14 protein-coding genes are annotated in these 18,470 nt (G+C 67.5%); 4 read left to right on the top strand and 10 right to left on the bottom strand.

The features are described 5' to 3' along the window. The first annotated feature begins 64 nt into the window (after positions 1 to 64). From HTZ84_RS18160 to HTZ84_RS18150, 3 genes are all read left to right on the top strand, one after another. Positions 65 to 1,552 (top strand): sensor histidine kinase, encoded by a 1,488-nt coding sequence (locus HTZ84_RS18160; RefSeq protein WP_174681970.1) that lies wholly within the window; start codon positions 65 to 67, stop codon positions 1,550 to 1,552. Positions 1,553 to 1,645: 93 nt separating this feature from the next. Next, positions 1,646 to 3,307: a thermosome subunit alpha gene (gene thsA / locus HTZ84_RS18155; protein ID WP_174682622.1), complete on the top strand. Its 1,662-nt coding sequence runs from the start codon at positions 1,646 to 1,648 to the stop codon at positions 3,305 to 3,307. A 352-nt stretch (positions 3,308 to 3,659) separates the two neighbouring features. Beyond that, positions 3,660 to 4,427, top strand: coding sequence for a class I SAM-dependent methyltransferase (locus tag HTZ84_RS18150; protein ID WP_309138880.1), 768 nt, complete (start codon positions 3,660 to 3,662; stop codon positions 4,425 to 4,427). A gap of 64 nt (positions 4,428 to 4,491) precedes the next feature. Here HTZ84_RS18150 and HTZ84_RS18145 read toward each other — a convergent pair whose 3' ends face one another. Both HTZ84_RS18145 and HTZ84_RS18140 read right to left on the bottom strand, forming a co-directional pair. Next, on the bottom strand, positions 4,492 to 5,511 hold the full coding sequence (locus HTZ84_RS18145; RefSeq protein ID WP_174681968.1) for a hypothetical protein: 1,020 nt from the start codon (positions 5,509 to 5,511) through the stop codon (positions 4,492 to 4,494). Further along, positions 5,511 to 6,395, bottom strand: a complete 885-nt coding sequence (locus HTZ84_RS18140) for a hypothetical protein (RefSeq protein WP_217468240.1) — start codon at positions 6,393 to 6,395, stop codon at positions 5,511 to 5,513. Before HTZ84_RS18140 ends, HTZ84_RS18145 begins: the two co-directional genes overlap by 1 nt. A gap of 127 nt (positions 6,396 to 6,522) precedes the next feature. Here HTZ84_RS18140 and HTZ84_RS18135 point away from each other — a divergent pair, with 127 nt between their 5' ends. Continuing rightward, positions 6,523 to 7,524, top strand: coding sequence for an ornithine cyclodeaminase family protein (locus HTZ84_RS18135; RefSeq protein ID WP_174681967.1), 1,002 nt, complete (start codon positions 6,523 to 6,525; stop codon positions 7,522 to 7,524). Between the two features lie 66 nt (positions 7,525 to 7,590). On the opposite strand, the gene HTZ84_RS18130 is transcribed toward HTZ84_RS18135, so the two are convergent. The 8 genes from HTZ84_RS18130 to HTZ84_RS18095 form a co-directional block, all read right to left on the bottom strand. Next, positions 7,591 to 9,033, bottom strand: coding sequence for a sugar porter family MFS transporter (locus HTZ84_RS18130; protein ID WP_174681966.1), 1,443 nt, complete (start codon positions 9,031 to 9,033; stop codon positions 7,591 to 7,593). Positions 9,034 to 9,196: 163 nt separating this feature from the next. Beyond that, positions 9,197 to 10,015 carry a YqjF family protein gene (locus HTZ84_RS18125; RefSeq protein WP_174681965.1) on the bottom strand — a complete coding sequence of 273 codons (819 nt, stop codon included), beginning with the start codon at positions 10,013 to 10,015 and terminating at the stop codon, positions 9,197 to 9,199. A gap of 136 nt (positions 10,016 to 10,151) precedes the next feature. Beyond that, complete coding sequence (locus HTZ84_RS18120; RefSeq protein WP_174681964.1) at positions 10,152 to 10,931, bottom strand: bacteriorhodopsin; 780 nt, start codon at positions 10,929 to 10,931, stop codon at positions 10,152 to 10,154. Then, positions 10,928 to 13,129, bottom strand: coding sequence for a methyl-accepting chemotaxis protein (locus tag HTZ84_RS18115; RefSeq protein ID WP_254611775.1), 2,202 nt, complete (start codon positions 13,127 to 13,129; stop codon positions 10,928 to 10,930). The genes HTZ84_RS18120 and HTZ84_RS18115 overlap by 4 nt, the downstream gene beginning before the upstream one ends. Before the next feature lie 507 nt (positions 13,130 to 13,636). Then, positions 13,637 to 16,285, bottom strand: a complete 2,649-nt coding sequence (leuS, locus tag HTZ84_RS18110) for a leucine--tRNA ligase (protein WP_174681962.1) — start codon at positions 16,283 to 16,285, stop codon at positions 13,637 to 13,639. Positions 16,286 to 16,501: 216 nt separating this feature from the next. Continuing rightward, complete coding sequence (locus HTZ84_RS18105; protein WP_174681961.1) at positions 16,502 to 17,299, bottom strand: hypothetical protein; 798 nt, start codon at positions 17,297 to 17,299, stop codon at positions 16,502 to 16,504. Positions 17,300 to 17,493: 194 nt separating this feature from the next. Then, positions 17,494 to 17,913 carry an Hsp20/alpha crystallin family protein gene (locus HTZ84_RS18100; RefSeq protein ID WP_174681960.1) on the bottom strand — a complete coding sequence of 140 codons (420 nt, stop codon included), beginning with the start codon at positions 17,911 to 17,913 and terminating at the stop codon, positions 17,494 to 17,496. A gap of 59 nt (positions 17,914 to 17,972) precedes the next feature. Further along, positions 17,973 to 18,431, bottom strand: a complete 459-nt coding sequence (locus HTZ84_RS18095) for a peroxiredoxin (protein ID WP_174681959.1) — start codon at positions 18,429 to 18,431, stop codon at positions 17,973 to 17,975. Between the last annotated feature and the right edge of the window lie 39 nt (positions 18,432 to 18,470).

The following is an 18,470-nucleotide window of genomic DNA, read 5'->3' as shown; positions in this document are numbered from 1 at the left end:
CGGCCGCGGGCGCCCATCGCCACCCCCACAATGACTATGCCGGTTCGTTACTATCTGCAATGCAATGTCCGATCTCGATCCGCTGTCGGACATCGACGCCGTCGAGGCCGTACTGGCCGACGAGTCGCCGGCGACCCGCGAGGGGTTGCTGGTGGCGCTGGCGTCGAACCGGGGCCGTTCGACGGCGGAGATCGCCGCACTTACCGGACTCTCGAGCGACGCCGTCGAGCAGTGGGTCGAGGCGCTCGACGTCGAGGGGCCGCCGGCGGAGAGGGACGACGGTGACGACGATGGGACCGATCGGTCCCGGTTCGAACTCGTCGACGCGGCCGTCCGTTCGTTGGTCAAGTCGGAAACGATCGACGGGATCACGGAGCCGGTGACCGACGTCGCGGACGAATTCTTCGGGACGACCGCGGTCGCCGTCTACCGGTACGACGGTCTCCGATCGGAGCTCGTACCCGAGATCGTCACGCCCGCGGCCGACGCCCGCTTCGAGATCGAACCGATCGCCGAAGGGGGAGATCCGCGGTGGTCGGCGTTCCGATCCGACGACCCGACCGCCGCGGCGTCGACCGAGCTCGTCGTCCCGTCCGAGACGCTGGGAATCGTCCGCCTCGGCGGTCTCGACGCCGACGCGGTAGACGAGATCGACGTCCGGACGTTCCGACCGATCGCGACGGCGGCCATCGGCGCGATCGAGCGCCGCCGCCGAATCCGGGCGCTCGAGGACGACCGCGCCGAACTCAAGGGGAAGAACGAGGACCTCCAGGACTTCGCGAACATCGTCTCCCACGACCTGCGGAACCCGCTGTCCGTCGCGGAGGGCTACCTCGATCTGGCCGTCGAGACCGGCGACGAGGAGTACGTCCGGGAGGTCGAAGACGCCCACGAGCGCATCGATCGGATCATCGAACACACGCTGACGCTGGCCCGACAGGGACAGGGGATCGACGACGCCGAGCCCGTCGATCTCGAGTTGATCGCGCGACGGGCCTGGAGAACCGTCGAAACGCCGAACGCGACGCTCAACGTCGCGGACTCGACGACGTTCGACGCCGATCCGGACCGGCTCCGACAGCTGTTCGAGAACCTGTTTCGAAACAGCGTGGAACACGGTTCCACGAGCAGTCGGCCTGCGGCCGACGACAGTGTCGAGCACGGCTCGACAACCCCTCCTTCGCAGGCTCAGGAGGACAGCGTGGAACACGGTTCCACGAGCAGTCGGCCTGCGGCCGACGACAGTGTCGAGCACGGCTCGACGGGCGGTCAACCGTCGACCGACGACAGCGAACCCGGCGAGACCGACGACGAACTCGTCGTCACCGTCGGAACGCTCGCGGAAGGAAACGGGTTCTTCGTCGCCGACGACGGTCCCGGCATCCCGGTCCCCGAGCGGTCCCGGATCTTCGAGCGAGGGTACACCGACAGCGACGACGGAACCGGCTTCGGACTGCACATCGTTCGCGAGATCGTCGACGCCCACCGCTGGAGCATCTCCGTGACCGACAGCGATTCCGGCGGCGCCCGATTCGAGATCGACGGGGTGTGAGAAACCCCCGTACGGAACGGGGATCGCCCGACCAACAAACAAAAAGCTTATATAGAATAACAATCAATCGTTCCCTTGACTATGGCTCAGCAGATGGGTAACCAGCCCCTTATCGTTCTCTCGGAGGACAGCCAGCGGACCTCCGGAAAAGACGCGCAGTCGATGAACATTCAGGCCGGGAAAGCCGTCGCCGAGTCCGTACGGACCACGCTGGGTCCGAAGGGGATGGACAAGATGCTCGTCGACTCGACGGGCAACGTCATCGTCACGAACGACGGTGTCACCCTGCTGTCGGAGATGGAGATCGACCACCCGGCGGCCGACATGATCGTCGAAGTCGCCGAGACCCAGGAGGACGAGGTCGGCGACGGCACCACGAGCGCCGTCGTCATCGCCGGCGAACTCCTCAGCCAGGCCGAGGAGCTCCTCGACCAGGACATCCACGCGACCACCCTCGCCCAGGGGTACCGACAGGCCGCCGAGGAGGCCACCGAGGCCCTCGAGGACGTCGCCATCGACGTCGACGAGGACGACGACGAGATCCTCGAGCAGATCGCCGCCACGGCGATGACCGGCAAGGGCGCCGAGAGCGCCCGCGACCTGCTGGCCGAACTCGTCGTCGACGCCGTCCAGGCCGTCGCGGACGACGACGGTGTCGACACGGACAACATCAAAGTCGAGAAGGTCGTCGGCGGCTCCATCGAGAACTCCGAGCTCGTCGAGGGCGTCATCATCGACAAGGAGCGCGTCTCTGACAGCATGCCCTACTTCGCCGAGGACGCCGACGTCGCGATCATCGACGGCGACCTCGAGATCAAGGAGACCGAGATCGACGCCGAGGTCAACGTCACCGACCCCGACCAGCTCGAACAGTTCCTCGAACAGGAGGAACAGCAGCTCAAGGAGATGGCCGAGGGCATCGCCGCAGTCGGCGCCGACGTCGTCTTCGTCGACGGCGGCATCGACGACATGGCCCAGCACTACCTCGCCCAGGAGGGCATCATCGCCGTCCGCCGCGTTAAAGCGAGCGACCAGTCCCAGCTCGCCCGCGCGACCGGCGCCACGCCCGTCTCGTCCGTCGACGACCTGAGCGAGGACGACCTCGGCTTCGCCGGGAGCGTCGCCCAGAAGGAGATCGCCGGCGACCAGCGCATCTTCGTCGAGGACGTCGACGACGCGAAGGCCGTCACCCTCATCCTGCGGGGCGGCACCGACCACGTCATCGACGAGGTCGACCGCGCCATCGAGGACTCGCTCGGCGTCGTGCGAACGACCCTCGAGGACGGCAAGGTCGTCGCCGGCGGCGGCGCCCCCGAAGTCGACCTCTCGCTCTCGCTGCGCGACTACGCCGACTCCGTCGGCGGCCGCGAGCAGCTCGCCGTCGAAGCCTTCGCGGACGCCCTCGAGGTCATCCCGCGCACGCTGGCCGAGAACGCCGGCCTCGATCCCATCGACTCGCTGGTCGAGCTGCGCGCCGACCACGACGGCGGCGAGACCAGCTCCGGTCTCGACGCCTACACGGGCGACACCATCGACATGGCCGAGGAAGGCGTCTACGAGCCGCTGCGCGTGAAGACCCAGGCCATCGAGTCCGCCACCGAGGCGGCCGTCATGCTGCTGCGCATCGACGACGTCATTGCCGCCGGTGACCTCGCGGTCGCCGACGACGACGATGACGAGGAGATGCCCGGCGGCCCCGGCGGCGGCATGGGCGGCATGGGCGGTATGGGCGGCGGCATGGGCGGCATGATGTAAACCTAAATTTCGCTCTGCGGGGCGGCTACGCCGCCCCTCGGCAAAATTTAGTATAAAAGCCTCCTCCCTCCGTTCGCTCCGCTCACATCGGTCGTCGGCCCGCTCGGGCCTGCGGCCCTCGCGGCGAGGAACGGAGGACACCGCTCGCACCGACCGCCGTTTCGACTAGCCCATCTCGATTCCACCGAGTCGGCCCATTTCTCCATATTTCGTCGTCGCTCCCGAATCCCGTCTTTCGGATCCGTTCGTCGTTCGTATCGCCTGCTCTCGTCGAACCCAGCCTCGAGTCTCGTCCCCACCTCGAGAGCCGTCCCCACCAACCTTCATGTTCGTTTCACCACAAGAACGGCTCGTGACGAACGACGCCGACAGAAAACGCGACGTAGCGACCGCCTTCGGAGACGCCACGGACGGCTATCGGGACGGGGCCGTTCTCAAGGAGGGGAACGACCTCGAGACGCTCGTCGACTGGTCTGCCGACGCGACGCGGGCCCTCGACGTCGCGACGGGCGCAGGCCACGTCGCCGGTGCCGTCGCCGACCGAGGCGTGTCGCGGGTCGTCGCGTCGGACCTCGCTCCCGAGATGGTCGCGACGGCGACGAGCGAGTACGACGGTCTCGAGGGGACCGTCGTCGACGCCGAGCGCCTGCCGTTTCCGTCGGATCGGTTCGACGCGGTCACCTGTCGGTTCGCCGCGCACCACTTCCCGGATCCCGAGGCGTTCCTCGCCGAGGTCGAGCGGGTGCTCGCGCCGGGGGGCGTCTTCGCGTTCGAGGACCTCGCGGTCCCCGCCGACCCGGAACTGGCGAGCTACGTCAACCGAATCGAACGACTGCGCGATCCGGGCCACGTCGAGACCTCCTCCCCGGCGCAGTGGCGCGACTGGTTCGAGGCCGCGGGACTGACCGTCGACGCGGTCCGGGAGACGAGCCGACGCCTCGAGGTCGACGCGTGGCTCGATCGTATGGACGTGCCCGACGACCGCCGACGGGAGATCCGGTCGCTGCTCGCGGACGCGCCGGTCGCCCTCGAAGCGGCGTTCGACTTCAGGTACGCCGACGACGGCGAGCGGTTGGAATCGTACCGCACCGGCGTCGTGCTGTTTCGGGCGCGGGCCTGACGACCCCCGATCGAGACGGTGTCGGTGAGACGTGCGGGTAGACGACGCGACGGACGGCTCCCGTCTACCACGGGAACAGCGGCGGGGACCGAGTCGCCACCGTCGACGCCGTCAGTTCGTCGCCGTCCTCGCCGTAGGCCATCGCGGGATAGCGGCCGATCGAGGTGGCGTGGTCGAGATACTGTTCGTACCCCGTCCGAATCTGCGGGGAAAACGGCGAACGGAGGTCCTGCTCCTCGAGCGCCCACTGACCGAACCGCTCGTTGGCGTTCTCGTTCTGCCGCCACTCGCCGCCCTCGAGCCGGCTCCCCTCCTCGAACTCCGTCTCGTCGCGCTTCCGCTCGTCGACGTAGAGATAGTGTTTGGGGTATGGGCTGACGTCCCAGACGCGGACGAGACTCGTCCCGTCGGCCATCACCGCGAGCTCGAGGAACGTGTACATCGTCGGCGGCTGGACGATGAACGCGGGGACCGCTTCGGTCTCCATCCCCGTCGTCTCGAGGAACTCGACCGGCCCGAGTTCGTAGAACTTCTCGCGCATGATCTCGATGTACGTGTCGCTCCCGCCGAAGAGGACGGACGCGCGCACGCCCTCGATTCCGTCGACCGCCTCGCGGACGGCGTCGCTCTCGAACCGCTTGCCTTCCACGTCGGCCCGGAGCTTGTCCTTCCCGTCGAACCAGTCGAGGTCGTCGCGCTCGATGATGTCCCTGACGACGTTCTCCTCGCCCGCCTCGCCCTCGACGCCGACGTACGACGGCTTCTCGTTCGCGTTCGTCGCCCGGGTGACGCTCGAGTCGACGACGGTCCGGCCGTCCTCGGTCGAGAAGGAGAGTTCGAGCTCGTTCGCGAGGCGGTACTGGCGCAGCCCCTCGTCGTACTCCGGGAGGTGCTTTCGCATCTCGCGGACCGTCTCGAGGTCGTCGGGGAGGTCGGTCGCGGCGTCGGCGACGAACCACGCGTCGAGGGACTTCCCGTCGTAGTCGGGTATCGCGCTGTCGAGCGCGTCGCCGCCCTCCGCGGTGTTCTCGCTGTGGCCGGGCAGCAGCGTGATCGTCGCCGCCGAGGTCGCGCGCTCGACCATCAGGACCACCCCTCGCCGAACTCGATCTCCGCGTCCGCGACGGCGAGCAGATACCGGTCCGCGCCGACCGTCTCGAACCGGTACGGTTCGGTTTCCCCGTCGGCGAAGACGAATGCCCCCGCCTCGCCGCCGTCGAACGTCTCGGTCACCTCGGTCCGGACGTAGGGGCCGCGGTCGAACTGGAGGTCCCGCATCGTCGCCGCGAGTCGGGCGCTCCCCACGGCGTCGACCGAGGCGGTCGCACGGACATCGTCGACGACGACGTCGCCGCGGGCGGCGACCGTTCCGTCCACCGGGTCGCCGTCGGTCGGATACCAGCCGATCTCGAGGCGAGAGACCGCGTCCAGGAGACCGAAGTCGACGTCGCTCGCGTCCCAGTAGAGACGGCCCGGCGTCGCCTGCGGGACCGTCACCGGATCGGACTCGGCGACCGGCTCCCCCGTCGAGCCGTCCGCGAGGAGATCGGTCGAGCGATAGAGTCGACACTGAAAGGCGACGCGGGCGTCGGTCCCGACGAGTCGGCCCGGCGTGACGTCGGCAACGAAGTACGGATGCGTCGCGAGGTCGAGGTCGGTGACCGGCCTCGAGATCACCGGTTCCGTCTCGCCGTCGACGGCTGCCTCGAGGGCGTACTCGCCCTCGGTGACCGCCACCGGGCGCTCGTCTCGGCCGACCCGCGACAGCGCGAGGTCGCCCTCGGGGCGCCACTCCTCGAGCGACGACTCGAAGGTGCCGAGCGAAATCTCGTCGATCGCGTCGAGCGCGGCCGCGTCGGAAACGCCGTATTTCGACGCGAGCGCCCCGATGGCGGCGACGCCGGTTCCCGCGACCGTCGATAGCACGCGCCGGCGCGACGCTCGAATCCCGCTCTCGTTTCCCGACATCACCCGAAGCGTGACACTCCCGGACGTATGAAAGTACGTGTAGCGCGAACGTCGCCGCCCGGCGTCGGACTACGCGCAGGCCGTCGATTCAGGACGAACTAAGTGTCTTCCCGCGATATTTGCCAGCATGAACACGCTTCTGTTGGACAGCGAGGACGTCGACGAGTACGCCGCCCTCGACGACGTCATCGACGCCGTCGAACAGGCCTTCGCGGCCTTCGAGCGCGGAGACACGCAGATGCCCGCGAAGTCCTACATCGACCTGCCCCGGTACAACGGCGACTTCCGGTCGATGCCCGCCTACCTCGATACGGGCGACTGGGACGCCGCCGGGCTGAAGTGGGTCAACGTCCACCCCGATAACCCCGCGGACCACGACCTGCCGACGGTGCTGGGGACGATGATCTACTCCGACCCCGAGACCGCCTTTCCGCTTGCGATCATGGACGGGACGACGCTCACGATGAAGCGGACCGGGGCCGCGGCGGCCGTCGCGACCGACCACCTCGCCGTCGACGACGCCTCGAGTCTCGGCATCGTCGGCGCCGGCGTCCAGTCGTACACCCAGCTTCGAGCGATCAGCGAGGTCCGACCGATCGAGGAGGTCGTCATCGCGGATCAGGACGAGGACCGCGTCCGGCGGTTCGTCGAGACCTTCGCGGACGAGTTCGACGTCCGCGCTGGCTCGATCGCCGAGGCCGGCCACTGCGATATCCTCTCGACGGTGACGCCCGTGGAAGACCCCATCGTCGGCCTCGAGGACGTCGGCGATGACACCCACATTAACGCCATCGGCGCCGACGCCGCGGGGAAACACGAACTGAGCGACGACCTCCTGCTCGAGGCGACGATCGTCATCGACGACCGCGAGCAGTGTACCCACTCCGGCGAGATCAACGTCCCCTACGGCGAGGGCACCCTGACCGACGACGACATCCACGCCGAAATCGGCGAGGTCGTCGTCGGCGCGACGGAGGGGCGGACCGAGGAGACGGGGATCACCGTCTTCGACTCGACCGGACTGGCCATCCAGGACGTCGCGGCGGCCCACGTCGTCTACGATCGCGCCAGCGACGCGGGGAAGGGACTGTCCTTCGACCTCGTCGGCGCCGGAGACGCCGCGCAGTAGTCGACGCCGCTCGAGCGGACCGCTCGCGGCGAATCGAACCGACGGAAAAGGGAACCGCGCAGCGCGTCAGTCGTCCGATTCGGCGGGACGCGGACTGTCGTCACCGACGGTGGAGCCGAACGCCGTCTCCCGCAGGTCGGCCTCGATCTCCTCGAGCGACCGTCCCTTCGTTTCGGGGACGAGTTGATAGCAGAAGACGAGCGCGAACAGCGTCAGGACGCCGTACAGCCAGAACGTGCCGGACTGGCCGAAGACGTCGACGAGTCGGAGGAACGTCAGCGAGACGATCAGGTTCGCGGCCCAGTTTAAGACCGTGACGACGCCCATGGCCGTTCCGCGGATCTCCATCGGGTAGATCTCCGAGATCATGAGCCAGAACACGGGGCCGAGCCCGATCGCGAAGAAGGCGACGTACAGCATCAGGCTGCCCGTCGCGAACCAGCCGAGCATCCCGGAGAGCCCGGGCAGGTAGAACACGGTACCGAGGACCGCGAGCATGACGGTCATGCCGCCGAGCCCGGAGAGCAACAGCGGTCGCCGACCGAGTCGGTCCATCAAGAGGACCGCGACGACGGTCATCGCGACGTTGACGGCGCCGATGCCGACGGTCGCGAGGATCGAGACGTTATCCGTGAAGCCGGTCGACTCGAGGATCGTCGGCGCGTAGTACATCACCGTGTTGATGCCGGTGACCTGCTGGAACACCGCCAGTCCGATCCCCACGACGAGCATCGGGCGGACCCACGCCTGAAGCAGGTCGCGGAGGGTTCCGGACTCGGTCCGGATGGTCTCTTTGATCTCGCGAAGTTCGCCGGCCACCTGACTCTCGGTGCGCGTGCGAGAGAGCACGTCGCGAGCGTCGTCTTCGCGGCCCCGCTCGTAGAGCCATCTGGGACTCTCGGGCATGAAGAGCATGCCGGCGAACAGGATCGCCGCGGGGACCATCCCGAGGCCGAGCATCCAGCGCCACTGGCCGCCCTCGGAGAGCGCGTAGTTCACGAGGTAGGCGATGAGGATCCCGCTCGTGATCGTCAACTGGTTCAGCGAAACCAGCGAGCCGCGGATCTTCGGCGGCGAGATCTCCGAGATGTACAGCGGCCCGACGACGGAGGCGAAGCCGACGCCGATCCCGTCGACGATGCGACCGAGGATGAGCACCTCGACCGTCGGCGCGACGGCCATGATGAGCGAGCCGACGAAGAAGACGACGGCGCCGACCAGGATGAGGCGCCGACGTCCGAGTCGGTCGGCCAGTCGGCCGCCGAACGCGGCGCCGACGATCGCGCCGATCATCGCACCGCTGACGATGACCCCTTCGACGAGCGAGGGGTTCATCGAGTAGCCGAATATCGTTGCCAGTTCGAACGTCTCCCGGATGTAAAGCATCGCACCGGAGATGACGCCCGTATCGAAACCGAACAGTAAGCCGTTGAGCGCGGCCAGCGCCGCGACGACGTAGACGAACGGATTTCGTTCGTCGACCGAACCGCCGGTCGATGTTGCAGTCATGGGTGATTAGCCAATATAATTATCTCGGATCATAGTTAACAAAGACTCCGATCTTCTTCGGGAGGTGTTGACCCGCAATCAGGAGAGCCCGAACTCTCGAACGATGTCGGTATCCCGCCGGCTGCGGTCGGCAGCGGACCGTTCGCCGCCGGACCGACCGACCTCATTCCCCACGGAGTCGCCGCGGAATCGAACCCGTCATCGGGAGTTCGTCGCAGTAGTAGACGACCGGATCGCCGGCCGGCTCCGGCAGGTCGTTGACCTCGAACATGGTGTTTTCGTTGATCGTCACTTCGCCGGGCCGGAGGGGCCACCGCTCGTGGGCGATTTCGCCGGTCAGGACTCCCCTGTCTTCGGCGGCGTAGAACCGACGGCGTTCGACGAGCCAGTGGGCGAGCGTGTCCGGTTCGGGGCGAAAGACGCCGCCGTCGGGGCGATACGTCGCGTCGAAGCGAGCCCGCGGCGCGTCCTCGTCGAACCGCGGCCGCGCGCCGGCCGCGGTCTGGCCCCGCGTACTCGAGAAGCGGACGTCGCCGCTGTCGGCGCTGACCCGCATGTGTGCGTGATAGACCGGGAGCCGCGTCGTTCGGCCGACGATCGCGGCGATCAACGGGCTCCCGACGTCGATACTGAAGAAGAACAGGCCCGGGTCGCCGCGGTACCGGACGTACGTCCGGACGTTGAGTTCGGCGACGGCCGTTCTGGTAAACGCCGGCGCGCCGCGGATCCCGACCTTCGTGAGCACGAACGGCAGCACGCTGAGCCAGGCGTCGCCGTCTCGCGTCTCGAGCGTCAGTTGGTCGGGAACGTGCGGACGGAGGGCGTCGGCGTCGACGGGCCAGTTGACGAACAACCCGTCGCGCCACGTCATCGAGGCGACGTGTGGCGCGGTCGGGGTCGAGCCGTCGGCGAAGTCCCACCGAAAGGGATCAGTTCGCGGTCGTGTTCGACGTCGTGTCTGTCTGTTGCTGTGATCCGTCATCCTCGAGAGCCAGTCCTGTGGACTGTGGTCCCGAATACGAGGAGCGATCGGATAAAGGAGACAGTCGACTGTCAGCTTCGATTGAGGTCTCGAACGGTGACAGTCGAGCGGCCGTTCGAACCGGAACTGCGACCGGTTAGTCGGCCGGTTCGATGTCGGGATCGGCGTCGGAGTCGCCGGACGACTCCGCGAACGTCACTTCGTCACCGGGCTCACCGGAGCCGCCGTTCGACTCGACGTCGTCGATGAGGTTCGCCATCGCATCGGACCCCCGGAGAAGCAACAGTCCGAAGCCGATTCGGGTGGCGATGTCGAGATAGGCGCCCGCGAAGACGCCGCCGAAGGCGTCGAGCAGGCCGAGCCCCTGTCGCGAGATGACGCCGATAACCAGATACGCAATCCAGAGCAGGATGATCAAATTCCTGAGTTTGCCGTAGAGAAGCACCCGCTCGCCGGAGGTCTCGCCGGAGCGTTTCGTCACCGGCCAGATCATCACGTAGAGGAGCGCGGCGAGGGCGACGGCCGTACCCAGGTTCGCGGCGAGCACTGCCGCCCCAGTGAGGAAGTATCGGCCGAGGCTGAAACCGATCCAACCGATCGTCAGGGCGATGAGCGTGGCCAACTGGCGTCGGGTCGCGTCCGCGACCTTCCCCGCGACCGCGATCATGATCGTCGTCGCGACGAAGTAGTCGACGTAGCGGCTCATCGGAAGCGGCTGGCCGTTCGGCGTCGTCACTCGAAGCAGTTCGAGCGACATCCCGAAGTACGCGAGCGAGAGCGTCCCGCAGACGATCGGCGCCGGCAGGAAGTACCGGCGCGTCCCGGCCGGTTTCTTCGCGACCCAGCCGAGAAACGCCAGCGTCGCGACGGCCGTCACGTAGGAGCTGAGCCGGTACATCTCGAGCTCGCCGATCATCGGCTCTCACCTCCGTGTTCGGCGGCCGGCAGCTGTGAGTCGGATTCCGCCGCCTCCGAGACGGCGAACTCGTCGACGGCGTCGGCCAGCTCCGTCGCCCGCCGGTCGAGCCGCGTCGCCTCGGCGGAGACGTCGGTGATCGTCGCCGTCGTCTCCTCGGAGGCCGCCGCGACCTGCTGTGCCTGCGAGGTCGTTTCGTTGGCCACGCTGGCGACGTCCTGAACGATCGTCGCGAGCTCCTCGGCGGACTCGGACTGCTCGTTCGTCGCCTGATCGATCTGCGTGACGCCGCTCGCGACCTGCTCGATCTCCCGGGCGATCCGGTCCAAGTTGTCCGCGAGGGAGTCGACGCGATCGGTAGCCGATCCGATCGTCTCCTCGGTCTCCTCGATCTGTGCCGCACTCTCGGTCGCGCGCCGTTGTATCGATTCGATCATGGCTTCGACGTCGTCGACTGCCGTCTGGGTCTGCTCGGCCAGCTCCTTGACCTCGTCGGCGACGGCCTGGAAGCCGCCGTCCTCGCTCGAGGCGCTCTGGGACCGGGCCGACTCGATCGCCGCGTTCAGCGCCAGCATGTTCGTCTGGCCGGCGATCTCGTCGATCAGCTCGACGATCTCCTGAATCTGTTCGGCCTCCCGCTCGAGTTCGTGGATCGTCTCGGCGACGGTCTCCGTCTGGTCGCTGGCGACGTGCATCTCCGCCGTCGTCTCCTCGGCCGCCTCCTGTCCGGCGGTCGCGAGCTCGTCGACCTGCGTCGACTGGTCGGCGATCGTACTCGTCGCGGCGGCGACCTCCTCGACGGTCGCCGACATCTCCTTGACTTCCGTCGTCGCCGTCTCCAGATCCTCGGCCTGCGTCGAGGAGCCGGCGGAGATCTCCTGGACCGAGGCGCTGACCTCCTCGCTGGCCCGGCTGATCTCCTCGGAACTGGACTGGACCTCCGTACTCGTCCGCGCGACGTCCCGCGAGATCCGCTTGACCTGAGACACCGTCGTCTCGAGGTCGGCGATCATCTCGTTGAACGACTCGGCGATCTCGACCATCGCCTCGTGGTCGGTCTCGGCCTCGAGGCGCCGCTGCAGATCGCCGTCGGCGCAGTCGGCCATCACCTCGCCGAAGCGCTCGGCCTCCGCCTCGAGTTCGCGGTTGCGCTGCTCGGTGCGGCGCTGGGCCTCGCGTGCGCGTTCGCGTTCGTCCTCCAGATCGGCCAGCGTGGTGCTGAGATCGTCGCGCATCGATCCGAAGGAGTCGTAGAGGATGCCGACCTCGTCGATCCGGTCGCTCTCGAGGTCGACGTCGAGGTCGCCGTCGCCCATCCGTTCGGCCTTCTGGGCGAGCCGGCGCAGCTGTAGGGAGAGGTTGCCGCCGAGGACGATGGCGACGAAGCCGAGGTTGATGACGAAGATGAACGCCAGCGTCGCGATGGCGGCCGTCGCGGTGTTCTGGGCCGCGAAGACGTCGTCCGCGACGCCGTAGGTCGTGACCCCCATCGTCGACTCGCCGACGTCGATCGTCGCCGTCGTCGCGGCGAGTTCCCGATCGGTTCCCTCGGGAGTCGCCGTCACGACGCCCGACGCGTCGGTTCCGACGGACTCGAGGACGGCCGCGTCGTCGACCTCGACGTCCTCGCTCAGTTCGCCGACGCCGACGATCCGCTCGCCGTCGGCGCCGGTGACGACCGTCCGGTAGTCGTCACCGCTCTCGAGCGTCGACGCGAAGGCGGCGACCGGCGCCGAGAGGGCGACGTAGCGATCCTCATCCGGGACGCTCGCGACGAACGAGAGCACTTCGCCGTCGCTCGAGAGCGCCCGGTGGGCCGCGGTCGGGCCGTCGGTCTCGCCGTCGACGCCCGCGGCGTCGAAGAAGTTCTCGGTCGTCGCCGCGTCGTCGCTGCTCGCGAGCACCTCGCCGTCGGCGGCGAGGTAGTGGATTTCCGCGACGCGATCACCCCGGGCGGCCTGTGCGTCGGCGAGCCGGTCGGCGATCGCTTCGGTATCGCCGTCGCGGACGGTCGCGTCCGCCGCCAATCCGTTCGTCGTCTCCGCGTTCGTTTCGAGCCACGTCTCCGCGACGTCGCTTCGGTCGTCGGTTCGGTCGCCGAAGTGCTGTTCCGCTTCCGGCCCGACCGCCCCGGAGACGTGGGCGAAAAAGACCGCCGAGACGAGCAGCGTCACGAGCGCGATCGCGACGAAAATCAAACCGATCTTTACACTGTACGTTTCTCTGAGCCGATCGGGGAGTGAGTCCTCGAATGCCATAGTGTACCGTGGACGTGTCGGGCAGCGTGGCGCTGCGACGTGTCTCCGTAATACTGGTAATTCACACTAATTGAATGTATCGACACAATTGAACACTCCGAGCTGGTTTGTACACATCGTTATAGCTCTCGGAGCTCCCCCGAATCCGCGAGCGCGAGCGGACGGTTCGATCGAAAAGTGGTCCCTGATAGCCGCACGCAGCCGTCGGGGAGAGAGGACGGTCCGTACGCTCGAGCGATCGCACCGTATTTCGGCCCAGTTATACCAGTACGGATAGATAACAGCGGACGGAATCGGTCGGCGACATCGACCGCGATCGACGAGTCGGGGACGACGCTCGATTGATGGGGTCCCCTCGGTAGCGTCGAGTGCGGACGGCGAGTCTCGAGGTCGGGACGTTCGAGCGAAACGCGGTAATCGATTGCCGACGGCGTCGGACGGCGTCGATCAGTCGTCGATTTCGATCGCCGGGCGGCCGGGTTCGGCGTTCGCGAGCACGTCCTCGTCGGCTTCGTCGGCGCCGACGACGGTTACCGGCGCCTCGAACTCGCGTTCGATCAGCCAGGCGGCCGACTCGAGGGCCGCATGCTCCGCCTCGGGCGAGAGAGTCATCGACAGCGCCTCGCGTTCGGCCTGCAGGTCCTGACCGTAGTCGGCCGCGGCGTCGCCCTGCTCGCGGATGTGGGATTCCTGCATGAGTTCGCCGATCAGGTTGTCGGCGTCGCTCTCGATCGCGATCTCGAGGGCGTCGTACTTCCAGTCGGGCGCGACGACGACGTCGATCGCCTTCGGATCCTCGATGCCGGCGACCTCGACGATGTCGCGGATGTCCTCGCGAGTGTTCTCGACCAGTCGGCGGCGCTTCGTGACGTGGTCGCGGTCGACCTCGGCGGTCGGCCAGGCGGCGTCGGCGACGAGGCCGTCGTTGCCCAGTTCGTCCCACAGCTCCTCCGCGAGGTGGGGCGCGACCGGCGCGAGCAGGCGGACGACCGCCGACAGCCCGCGCTCGTAGGTCTCGGCGTGGGGCTCCGCGTAGTCGGCGTATTGCCGCAGCGTTCGGACCAGATCCTGCGTCTCGCGCAGCGCCTTGTTGAACGTCAGGTCGTCGTACTCGTCGGTCGCCAGCGCGATCGTCGCGTCGATCTCGCTGTCGACGTAACTCGCGACGGCGTCATCGTCGCCCGCGGGCTCGTCGGCAACGTAGTCCTCGACCATTCCCTTCAGCCGCGCGAGGAAGGCGTTCGTCGACCGGACGCCCTCCTCGCTCCAGTCGAAGTCCCGCTCGGGCTGGGCGGCCTGCATCATGAACAGCCGCGCCGTGTCCGCGCCGTACTCCTCGACGATCCGCTGGGGCGAGACGACGTTGCCCTTGGACTTGGACATCTTCTCTCCCTCGAGTTGCACCATCCCCTGGGCCAGCAGGTTCGTGAAGGGCTCGCGGTGCTCGAGCCCTTCGTGGTCGGCCAGCACCTTCGTGAAGAACCGCGAGTACAGCAGGTGCATCACCGCGTGTTCGATGCCGCCGACGTACTGGTCGACGGGCATCCAGTCGTTGGCCCGCTCGAGGTCGAACGGCACGTCTTCCGCGCCCGGCGAGACGTACCGCAGGAAGTACCACGAGGAGTCGACGAAGGTGTCCATCGTGTCGGTCTCCCGTTCGGCCGGGCCGCCGCAGTCGGGACACGTCGTCTGCTTCCACTCCTCGGCGGCGTCCAGCGGATTGCCGGTGGTGTTGATGAACTCCGGCAGTTCGACCGGCAGCTCCTCCTCGGGGACCGTGACCGGACCACAGTCCTCGCAGTGGATCACCGGGATCGGCGTTCCCCAGTAGCGCTGGCGGGAGATCCCCCAGTCGCGAAGCTGGTACTGCGTCGCTTCCGCGGCGCTGTCGATGTCCTCCGTCAGACGCTCTCGAGCCGTCTCGCTGTCGAGGCCCGAGTAGTCACCGGAGTTGATCAGGACGCCGTCCTCGGTGTAGGCTTCCTCCTCGACGTCGGGCGCTTCGGGCTCCTCGCCCGCTTCGGGTTCGGGGGCGATGACGGGGACGACGTCCAGCCCCTTCTTCTCCGCGAAGACGTGGTCGCGCTCGTCGTGGCCCGGAACGGCCATCAGCGCGCCCGTCCCGACGTCCGAGAGGACGAAGTCGGCGACGTAGACCGGAATCTCGTCGCCGGTGGCGGGGTTCGTGGCCGTGAGGCCGGTCGCGACGCCGTTCGGCTCGTCGCCGTCGGGGTCGGCCTCCTCCTCGACGAACCGGCGGACGTCCTCGTTTTCCTCGGCGAGTGCCTCGCTGATCGGGTGGTCGGGCGCCAGCGCGAAGAACGTCGCCCCGTGGATGGTGTCGAGGCGAGTCGTGAAGGCCGTGACGGGGCCGTGACCCTCGATATCGAAGTCGACTTCCGCCCCGTACTGGCGGCCGATCCAGTTGCGCTGCATCTGCCGGACCGAGTTGGGCCACCCCTCTAAGTCGTCGATCGATTCCAGCAGTTCGTCCGCGTACTCGGTGATCTTCAGGAACCACTGCTCGAGTTCGCGCTGCTCGACCGGCGTATCGCAGCGCCAGCAGAGTTCGGCCTCGCCCTCGACCTGCTCGTCGGCGAGGACGGTCTCGCAGTGGGGACACCAGTTGACCTCGGCGTCGCGGCACTCGACTAACCCCTCCTCGTGGAACCGCTCGAAGAGCCACTGGTTCCACTGGTAGTACTCCGGCGTGCAGGTGGTGATCTCCCGCTCCCAGTCGTAGCCGAAGCCCATCGACTCCATCTGCTCGGTCATCGTCTCGATGCAGTCGAAGGTCCAGTCCCGCGGGTTGGTGTCGCGCTCCTTGGCCGCGTTCTCCGCGGGGAGGCCGAAGGCGTCCCAGCCCATCGGGTGGAGGACGTCGTCGCCCTGCATCCGTCGGAACCGGGCGTACGCGTCCGTGATCGTGTAGTTTCGAACGTGGCCCATGTGGAGTTTGCCCGACGGGTACGGATACATGCCCAGCACGTACGTCGGATCCTCGACGTCGTCGGGCGTCCGATAGGCGTCTTCCTCGTCCCACGCCTCCTGCCAGCGCCGTTCGACCGTTGCGTGGTCGTATCCCGCGTCGCTCATTTGCTTATATAGCTATAGGCGGGGACGGCGCCCTATACCTTTCCATACACTAGCCCGCGCCCGACGACCGCCGCGCGACCGACGTGACCGGTTCCGAGGAAGCCGCCGAGCGAGCCGTCCGCCTCGAGGGTGCGGACTCGAGACACAGTGCGGGACGGGGCGTCGACGTCTCCCCGGGCGGCGCGCGGTACCGACGTCGCGAGACGTCGAGACCTTCTAGAGGACGGCGAGTATCGCGACGAGCACACCGAGCCCGAAGCACACGCCGCTGACCGCCTTTCGCATGCGGACCTCCGAGCGCAACCGGTCCTCCTGGTTCTGGAGATCACCGGCCGCGATCGACAGCGGCGTCTCGTCCGATCCGCGAAGCACGTACCCGTCTGCCGTCTCGATCAGGTCGCCGCGGACGATCAGTTCGTCGCCGTCGCGGACGACCGTGGCCTGATACTTGTCGGGCATGGTGGTCTTCCCGCCGACGCTGATCGAGACCTCCACATCGCTCACGATACCTCCTTCGTCCGCGAACCCGTGGCGTTCGAGAAACCTGTTGATCGGATCGAGCTCGCCGAGATAGACGTCCGTTTCCGGCTCGTCGAGGAACGACTGCGACGAGTCGAACGGATCGTCCACCTGGGTCGAAAGCGCCTCGGCGTCGACGCGAACGCGGTCCCAGCCGTGGTCGACGGTGAACTCTCCGACCGCGAGTTCGCCCTCGACGGTCCGCCATCCGTTGTTCTTCTTCGCTCCCTCCTTCCGGCGGAGCCGCCACGCCCAGAGGGCGGCCGCGTCGGTCCCGTTCGACTCGGGGCCGGTTCGTTCCGGCGACGCCGATTCGAGGACGGAGACCGGGCCGCTGATCGTCGCCTCGCCGCCCGGCTCGAGACGACCCGCGTCAGTCGATTCGAGTTCGTCGATCGTCGTCTGCCGGCCGCGCATCGCGCGAGCGCTGGAGAGCGCTATCCACCCGAACAGCGTGAACCCTGCTGCGACAGCGAGGACGAATAGCCGGACCATACCCGCAGATATGTAATAGTGCTATAATAATCGACTGGAAACGTACGGGTGGCCCGACGCGGTCGGTCGACGAGAGTCGCCATCGCTCGTCGGGCTCGCCGGCTCACGGTCTGTCGGCGAGTCTCGGTCGGCCGATTCGCCGGCTATCAGCGAGCGGCCACACTACGGCGGGGCTCGAGCAGGCGCCTCGCCGATCACTCGATGTCGATCCGCTTCGAGTCGTCGGTTCCCGAGACCTTCGGGAGCCGGACGGTCAACACGCCGTCCTCGAAGCCGGCCGAGACGTTCTCCTCCTCGACCGGTTCGGGAAGGCGGATCCGGCGGTTGGCCGACGTGCGCGTCCGTTCGCGACGGAGGTAGCGGCCCTCGGCGTACTCCGACTCGTCCTCGCGGTTGGCCTCGAGGCGCAGGGTCCCCTCCGAGAGGGTCAGTTCGATGTCGTCGGTCTCGTAACCGGGGAGGTCGGCCGTGACGAGGTACTCCTCGCCGGCGTCGACGACGTCGACCGGGACCGAGCCCGGGACCTGCAGCCCGCCGGCGCCCATACCCTCCTCGACCTGCCGGCTGACGCGGTCGAGCAACTCCTCGATATCGTCGAACGGGTTTCGTCGCATACGCACAGCTAGGGACTCGAGCGAGATAAATTCTGCCCGCGATTCGAGGTCAAAAGATCCTACTCGGGTAACGTCACCAGCCCGTCGTCGAGCGCGTCGAACAACACCTCGCGCGCGTGGCCGTCGGGGTCGACGTTCTCGTAGACCGCCTTCACCTCGCCGTCGGCGAGGACGAAGGTCGTCCGCGCGGTGACGCCGCCGTCCCGCCGATCGACGTCGAACGCCTCGGCGATCTCGCCGTCGGGGTCGGCCAGCAGGTCGAACTCGAGGCCCTCCGACTCGCAGAACGAGGCGTGGGAGTCGACGTCGTCGACCGAGACGCCGTAGACGTCCACGCCGGCGTCTCGGTAACTCTCGCGTTCGCGCTGGAACTGGTTCGCCTCGATCGTACAGCCGGGCGTGTCGTCCTTGGGGTAGAAGTACAGCACCGTCGGCTCCTCGAACTCGAGGGAGACCGCCTCGCCGTCCTGGTTCGGTGCGGTCACGGTCGGGGCGTCGTCGCCGTCGTCGAGCGTCATGTGCGGGGCTACCGCGGGGACGCGGAAAACCGTTTGCGG

Source organism: Haloterrigena gelatinilytica, from assembly GCF_013342145.1.
Taxonomy (GTDB): domain Archaea; phylum Halobacteriota; class Halobacteria; order Halobacteriales; family Natrialbaceae; genus Haloterrigena; species Haloterrigena gelatinilytica.
This window is presented reverse-complemented; position numbering and strand designations above follow the sequence as displayed.